This is a genomic window from Actinophytocola sp., from assembly GCF_036002505.1.
Lineage (GTDB): Bacteria > Actinomycetota > Actinomycetes > Mycobacteriales > Pseudonocardiaceae > DASYTH01.
Map to the genome: position 1 here is coordinate 1 of NZ_DASYTH010000289.1, position 6,920 is coordinate 6,920.

Sequence of the window (6,920 nt, forward strand, 5' to 3'; positions counted from 1 at the left end):
GACACGTTGGTGGCCATGTGCGTGTCGACGGGGATCTGTCTGCGCTCAATGGTGATGCCCCAGTCGGCCATCGGCCCGAGATCCGCGGTGAAGCCAAGCGCCGCGATGATTGCCTGAGCCGGCAGCGTCCGGGTCTGCCCGGTCTTGGTGTCCCGCACGTCCACCGAGTGCACCCACGAGTCGCCGTGGATCGCGGTGATCTCGCTAAAGACCAGCACCGGTACGCCGAGGTCGCGGACCTGCCGAACGGTGTGCTCATGCGCCCGGAACCGGTCACGCCGATGCACGAGCGTCACCGAGCGGGCGAGCGGGTGCAGGGTGTACGCCCAGTCGAAGGCGCTGTCACCTCCGCCGACCACGATGACGTCCCTGCCCTGGTAGTCGGCGAGGCGAGAGACGAAGTGGGTAAGCCCGCGTCCGAGGAACTGCGAGCCGACCGGCAGCGGGCGCGGCGTGAAGGTGCCGATCCCGGCCGTGATGATCACCGCATGGCAGCGGACCGCCTGGCCGGTGTCGCAGGTCACGGTGACGGTGTCGTCACCGTGCCGCCGCAGGGTACTGGCGCGCTGGCCGAGTAGGAAGGCGGGGTGGAACCCGGCGGCCTGGGCGACCAGGTTCGCGACGAGATCCCGGCCGCGGATCGCCGGGAAACCAGCCACATCGAAGATCATCTTCTCCTGGTACATGGCGGTGATCTGCCCGCCCGGCTCGGGCAGCGCGTCGACGACCGCGCTGGTGAGGCCGCGGAACCCCGCATAGTAGGCGGCGTACAGCCCGGTCGGTCCGGCACCGACGATGAGCAGGTCGACCGCGAGCACCCCTCTAGCGCAGCACACCACCGCTGCCGTGGGCCACCGGTGGTGTCAGTAACAGACAGATCAACCATGTGGGGCTTCAGAATCCTTGGTTCGGTCCGCGGGCTGCGGGTTTGCCTGCGGTGCGTGCCCTGGGTCGGCCGTCGGGGCGGCGCGAGATCCGCGAGTTGGTGCTACGCCTGGCACGGGAGAATCCGAGCTGAGACCACCGAAGAATCCACGGCGAGCTCGTCGGTCTCGGCTACACCGTGGGAGTGAGCACGGTGGCGCGGATCCTGCACCACGCCGGCGTGGACCCGGCTCCGCGCCGGGCGGACACCCCGTGTGCCAGCTCCTGCGGGGCCCACGCGGCCAGCATCCTGGCATGTGACTTCTGCACGATCGATACCGCGTTGCCGCAACGCGTCTACGTCTTCTCTGCGTCAACCCGTGAAGATGACGTGCTCCGGCGGAGCCGCCGTGGTTGGGCTGGCCAGGCCCGCTGCGGTTACCGAGGTCTAGGGGACCTCCGCAGCTCAGACGCAGGATTGCCTGGCGTTAACCACGTTCGGGCAGCTGTGCCCTCGGGAGCGTGAGGAGGTCCTGATGGGGATCGTAGGCGGGTTGGACATCCACCGAAAGCAGATCACCTTCGACTACGTCGACACGGTGACCGGGCAATGGAGGTGCGGGCAGATCGGCCATGCCGGCCGGGCGCGGCTGCGGGCCTGGCTGCGGAGGAGTTTCGCCGGCCGGGACGACGTCGCGTTCGCGGTCGAGGCGTGCACGGGCTGGCGGTAGGTGACCGAGGAGCTTGCCGGGGCGGGCATCGCGGCGCATCTGGCCGAGCCGGCGGAGACCGCAGCGGCCGGCGGGAAGAAGCGGCGGGCCAAGACCGGCCGGTCGGACTCCCGGCTGCTGCGTGAGTTGCTGGAGACCGGCCGGCTGCCCAAGTGCTGGATTCCTCCCGCGCATCTGCTGGAATGCCGGGCGCTGCTGCAGACCTACCAGGATCTGCGGGTCGAGCACACCGCCCGGCTGCAGTGGATCCACGCGGTGTGCTTCGGCCAGGCGTCGTAAGGCGTTGGGGCACGGTGGGGTGTCCACCCAGCAGGGACGTGCCCGGCTGCAGCAGATCACCGGCAACCTCGCCGGCCGGGCAGATCCAGGTCGCCGTCACCGCCCGGGTGGTAGACGCGCTGGAAATCGAGCTGGACGCGTTGCGCGCCAGGTTGGTGGAGGCTGCCAAGCATCTGCGCGGGGTCACCGTGCTGCGGCAGCGGGTCTACAGGGTGGGCCCGATCGGTGGGCTGGCGTTCACCTGCTGGCTGGGTGGCGCCGACCGGTTGTCCTCCCGTAAGGCGGTGCGGTTCTGCGGGCTGGATGTCACCGTCTACTCCCCGGCCGGCAAACGTGCTCCGGGCGCCCGTCCCGGCAGGGGCCACCGATCCTGCGGTGGGTCGCCTACGAGGCGGGCATGACCCACGCCCGCGCCGGTGCCCCCGACCACGTCTACGACGCGAAGGTCAGCGACCGCATCGACGGCAAGCGGCCGCGCTGGCCGAGGCCCGCACGCTCGCGCGTCGTCAGCCACATCCTGGCCGACCTCGGCGAGGACGTACTCAGCTGGGCGTGACCTGAGCGGGCGATCATCGTCGGTGGCCCACGCGATGCCGGGCACGGGCGCCACGTCACCAGATGGGCAGCATCAACTGCCGCCAGCTCCTGCCAGCACCCTCGCCGCCCTGCCCGTGCAGGACCCAGGGGACGGCCTTTGACGACTGGGCGGCCGCGACCTCCCGCAGGCGGGCGGTTCCCAATCCATCATCTTGTCGCCGTCCCAGCTCAGACCTCACCGGGACGTGGACTAGGTAAGGCTGGCAGCTCACTCGCATCCCCGGCGCCACCAGCCGATGACCACACCGATAGCCCGCGCCACCACCCCCACCGACAGGAGAGGGCAACCGAACCCAAACCCCAAGCGTGCAACCAGGCGAACCGATCCCCCAACCCCTCGCGATCATCCGCTCCCGGCCGGGGCTCTCAAGGGCGGCTCTACGGGCCGTCGCCACGCGATCGCTAACCCGGACCCTGGACATCCCCGCCCGCTCGCAGAATCCGGCAGCTATCGAGGGTGAGGAGGACAGTCGAGCACGCCCAACCCCGAAACCCGGGACCGTTGCCGGCGTGGGCCGAAACAAGTAAGGGCGCAACTTCGGTTCTGTTGCATAGAGCGACCCGAAGCGATCTTGACCGGAAATCTTACTGGCGGAACCCTCTGGGGGGCCGCCCGGCGGTGCTGACCGGTCTCGCCGAGCGGGCCAGGTGCTCTGGGCGGGGTGCTGACCGTAAATCTTCTGGTCCAGATCACTTGCGATCGCTCAATGCAACAGACCCGCGGTGATGCCCTCGACGAGCTGGCCGCTGCGGTTGAGGAGATAGGCGCCATGCTCGACTTCGCCGCGCAGGTGCTCTCGGAGAGCGGACTCCGACGTCCCTATTGATCCCCGCGACAGCTCCACTCGGGGCAGAACGGCGCGCTCCGCTCAGCGGCTACTCCAGGGTGTCTCCAGCACGCGTCATACGGTTTGGAACCCTGCTGGTGCGGCCGCGGTAATGCTGCGACCCGAGCGTTCGTTCGTTAGGCAGACGCCTGGTCCTTTCCTGGCTGCTGCCCATCCGGGGGTGCGGCGACGGCGAGGGCCTGGCGGAAATGACGCACGATGCGGTGCGCCCCGACGCGGGTCGGGTCGAGCTCGGGGTTGTAGATGGTAAGGGTCCAGCCGATGCAGCCGGGGCTGGCCAGTGCCGTGCTGGTCAGCAGGTCGAGTTCGTCCCAGTGCAGACCTGTACCGTGCCAGAACTTGGCGTAGGCCGCCGACCTGTGGCTTCGCCGGATGGCGCAAGGCTAGGCCAGAATCGCGGCTCATGGCGTTTCGACTGCTGTATCTGGCCCTTGTCCGCGTATTCGGCTGGCTCGTACTGCTGGCTGGTCGCAGGAGCGCGCTTACGGCGGAGCTGGTGGTGTTGCGCCACGAGGTGGCGGTGCTGCGCCGTCAAGTCGGCACACCCCGGCCATCGTGGGAGGATCGAGCGATCCTGTCCGCGCTGACCCGCCTCCTGCCTCGCGACCTGCGGACGCATCGGATTGTCACACCGGCCACGCTGTTGGCCTGGCATCGCCGTCTCGTCGCGCGGAAGTGGACGTATCCGAACCGACCGGGTCGGCCGCCGGTCTCCGATGAGATCCGCGACCTGGTCATCCGCCTGGCCAAGGAGAACCCGCGATGGGGCCACCGGCGCGTCCAGGGTGAACTGGTCCGCCTTGGTCACCGCCTCGGCGCGGGCACGATCCGCCGAATCCTCGCCGCAGCAGGACTCGGCCCGGCACCACGGGCAGACAAGAGCTGGCGGGCGTTCCTGCGTAATCAGGCGCACGGCCTCCTCGCGGCCGACTTCTTCCACATCGACACCGTCTGCCTACGCAGACTCTATGTGTTGTTTGTCATGGAGGTGAGGACCCGCACCGTCCACGTCCTCGGTGTCACCGAGCACCCGACCCAGTCGTGGACCGCGCAGCAGGCCCGAAATCTGCTGATAGACCTTGGCGATCGTGCCGGAACGTTCCGGTTCCTGGTCCGTGATCGGGACACCAAGTACGGCCAGGCATTCGACGCCGTATTCGCCTCCGCGGGCGTGAACACGATCAAGATCCCTCCCCACACGCCGCGAGCCAACTGCTACGCCGAGAGATTCGTCCGCAGTGCGCGCGAGGAGTGCGCCGACCGGATGCTGATCTACAACCATCGCCACGCCAACACGGTCCTCGACCAATATGCCCGACACTTCAACGGGCATCGACCGCATCAAAGCCTCCAGCAGCAGCCGCCGAACCACGACCCAGCGACCGTCGTCCCACTCGATGCTCCGATCCGCCGCCGCAGAGTCCTCCAAGGCGTGATCAACGAGTACCACCGAGCGGCCTGATCCCCGTGTTACCGCAGCTCAACGCTGCGGCCCGAGATTTGGCACGGTACAAGCAGACGGAGATGCTGGCCCGTGCCCAGTACCACTCGCTCCAGCGACTTGCGACACTTCCCGACGACGTCGCGGTCTGGCCGACCCACGGCGCGGGATCGTTCTGCTCGGCGCCTCCCCGCGCTGAGCGGACGAGCACGATTGGCCGCGAGAAGGCGACCAACGCGCTGTTGCGCGCGACGGATGAGGACGCGTTCGTAGCCGAGCTTCTGGATTCGCTGGGCAGCTATCCGTCGTACTTCTTGCGTCTCGCAGAGATCAACCGCTACGGCCCAATACTCGATCGCGAGCCCGCCCTACGACCCCTCGACGCCGCCCACGTCTCGAGGCTCCTCGCCGCGGATGCCATCGCGATTGACGTCCGTCCGGTCCCCGAGTACGCCGCCGGCCACATCCCGGGGGCGCTCTCGATACCTTTCCGGCCGGCGTTCGCGTCCTGGCTGGGCTGGCTGGCCCCGCCCGATAGCCCGCTAATCATCGTCCACGGCACACACCAGCGGCCCGCCGAGATTGCCTGGCAGGCGGCCAAGATCGGCTACGACAATCTGGCCGGCGAGATCGATGGTGGGATGGCAGCCTGGGCCGCGAGCGGACACCCCATGATCCGCACGAAGCTGGACCGGCCCAACGAGATCGCCTCACGACGCGTCCTGGACGTGCGTCAAGACTCCGAGTTCGCCGCCGGTCATCTGCCGGGAGCGACCCATATCGAGCTCGGCGATCTGCCAGACCGGCCCGCGGAGCTGCCGGACGAGCCGACCGTGGTGGTTTGTGCGCACGGCGAGCGCGCGGCCGGCGGCGCCAGCCTGCTCGAACGAGCCGGTCACACCGACGTGACCGTGCTCGTCGGCGGGCCGGACGACTGGGCACGCGACACCGGCCGCAGCCTCGAGTCCGGCACATGACCGCCAAGACACGTCCTCCGGTTCTGGGAGTGCGGGCCAACCTCGCCCAGTTCAGCTTGCTGGTCGCGGTCAACGCGCTGGTCGGAGGCATGCTCGGCCAGGAGCGCACCGTGCTGCCGCTGCTGGCCGAGGACGAGTTCAGTCTGACCGGCTACACCTTCGTCCTCACCTACGTCCTCGCGTTCGGCGCGACCAAGGCGGCGACCAACTACTTCGCCGGCGCCTGGTCGGATCGGTTCGGCCGCAAGCCGGTGCTTCTCGCCGGATGGCTGATCGCGGTGCCGGTGCCGCTGATGCTGATCTGGGCCCCCAACTGGGGCTGGGTGATCGCCGCCAACGTGCTGCTCGGGATCAACCAGGGACTGACCTGGTCGACCACGGTGATCATGAAGATCGACCTCGCCGGCCCAGCTCGGCGCGGGCTGGCGATGGGACTCAACGAGGCGGCCGGCTACGGCGCGGTCGCGGCCACCGCCGCGGCCACCGGGTACCTGGCCGCCGAGTACGGGCTGCGGCCCGCGCCCTTCCTGCTCGGCCTGTCCTATGCGGTCGTGGGACTCGGCCTCTGCGGACTCGCCGTCCGCGAAACCCGCGACCATGCTCGCCTCGAAGCCACCCAGCACACGGCCCGCGCCGACGGCCGCCACGACCACCTCCACGCCGAACTGACCAACGGGGAGGTCTTCACCTACACCAGCGTTCGCGAGCCCGCGCTGTCCGCAGCCAGCCAAGCCGGGATGGTGAACAACCTCAACGACGGCCTCGCCTGGGGACTGTTCCCGATCCTGTTCGCCACCGCAGGACTATCAATAGACCGGATCGGGATCCTCGCCGCCGTCTACCCCGCGGTCTGGGGCGTCGGGCAGCTGGTCACCGGGCCGCTGTCAGACCGCCTCGGTCGCAAGCCCTTCATCACCATCGGCATGCTCGTTCAGGCCGTCGCGCTGGCCCTGGTCGCAGCCGTCGACACCTTCGCGCTCTGGACGGTCGCGGCCGTCCTGCTCGGCGCCGGCACCGCGATGGTGTACCCGACGCTGCTCGCCGCCATCGGCGACGTCGCCCATCCCACCTGGCGCGCCCGCGCGGTCGGTGTCTACCGCCTCTGGCGTGACGGCGGGTTCGCCGTCGGCGCCGTCCTGGCCGGGATCCTCGCCGACCTGTGGGGGCTACGCGCCGCCGTCGC

Annotated in this window: 8 protein-coding genes; 7 read left to right on the plus strand and 1 reads right to left on the minus strand. The window is 69.1% G+C overall.

Annotated features, from left to right (window positions below):
- Nucleotides 1–818 (minus strand): NAD(P)/FAD-dependent oxidoreductase (locus VGR06_RS25155; protein ID WP_327561583.1); only part of this gene is annotated, 818 nt, incomplete at its 3' end.
- 582 nt (nucleotides 819–1,400) lie between these two features.
- On the opposite strand from VGR06_RS25155, the gene VGR06_RS25160 reads away from it, so the two are divergent.
- From VGR06_RS25160 to VGR06_RS25190, 7 genes are all read left to right on the plus strand, one after another.
- Nucleotides 1,401–1,595 (plus strand): hypothetical protein, encoded by a 195-nt coding sequence (locus VGR06_RS25160; protein WP_327561584.1) that lies wholly within the window; start codon nucleotides 1,401–1,403, stop codon nucleotides 1,593–1,595.
- The gene (locus VGR06_RS25165) at nucleotides 1,596–1,874 is read left to right on the plus strand and encodes a hypothetical protein (RefSeq protein ID WP_327561585.1); all 279 of its coding nucleotides are present in this window, start codon (nucleotides 1,596–1,598) and stop codon (nucleotides 1,872–1,874) included.
- Between the two features lie 38 nt (nucleotides 1,875–1,912).
- A complete protein-coding gene (locus VGR06_RS25170; RefSeq protein ID WP_327561586.1) occupies nucleotides 1,913–2,275 on the plus strand; it encodes a hypothetical protein in 363 nt (120 codons plus the stop codon).
- Nucleotides 2,272–2,430 carry a hypothetical protein gene (locus VGR06_RS25175; RefSeq protein WP_327561587.1) on the plus strand — a complete coding sequence of 53 codons (159 nt, stop codon included), beginning with the start codon at nucleotides 2,272–2,274 and terminating at the stop codon, nucleotides 2,428–2,430. The genes VGR06_RS25170 and VGR06_RS25175 overlap by 4 nt, the downstream gene beginning before the upstream one ends.
- Nucleotides 2,431–3,833: 1,403 nt before the next feature.
- Nucleotides 3,834–4,781: an integrase core domain-containing protein gene (locus VGR06_RS25180; protein ID WP_327561588.1), complete on the plus strand. Its 948-nt coding sequence runs from the start codon at nucleotides 3,834–3,836 to the stop codon at nucleotides 4,779–4,781.
- A 62-nt stretch (nucleotides 4,782–4,843) separates the two neighbouring features.
- Nucleotides 4,844–5,737 (plus strand): rhodanese-like domain-containing protein, encoded by an 894-nt coding sequence (locus tag VGR06_RS25185; protein WP_327561589.1) that lies wholly within the window; start codon nucleotides 4,844–4,846, stop codon nucleotides 5,735–5,737.
- Nucleotides 5,734–6,920, plus strand: a 1,187-nt coding sequence (locus tag VGR06_RS25190; protein WP_327561590.1) for an MFS transporter, incomplete at its 3' end; no start/stop codon positions are given. The genes VGR06_RS25185 and VGR06_RS25190, both read left to right, overlap by 4 nt.